The organism is Vallitalea maricola, assembly GCF_036985595.1.
Lineage (GTDB): Bacteria > Bacillota > Clostridia > Lachnospirales > Vallitaleaceae > Vallitalea > Vallitalea maricola.
Genome location: NZ_BTPU01000191.1, coordinates 1 through 212, shown reverse-complemented (window position 1 = coordinate 212; position 212 = coordinate 1). Strand labels below are relative to the sequence as shown.

Sequence of the window (212 nt, the reverse complement as noted above, 5' to 3'; positions counted from 1 at the left end):
CACATGAAGATGTATTAACATATCAATTTCCTCCCTTGACAGAAAGTTAGTTTAATGGCATCATGCCTGATTGAATCTATATATTATTGTTGACCAATTTATTCATTTTCTCCATAATTCTAATAGCATCATTTTCTGTTCTTACAGCACAGAAAATAGTGTCATCACCAGCTATACAACCAACTATATCGTCAAAATTAAGTGCATCAATA

General features: G+C 31.1%; 1 protein-coding gene. It reads right to left on the bottom strand.

Annotation, left to right across the window (positions count from 1 at the left end; genetic code table 11):
• Positions 1-76: 76 nt before the first annotated feature.
• Positions 77-211 (bottom strand): arginine repressor, encoded by a 135-nt coding sequence (locus tag AACQ14_RS23835; protein WP_339366032.1) that lies wholly within the window; start codon positions 209-211, stop codon positions 77-79.
• Position 212: the final 1 nt, after the last annotated feature.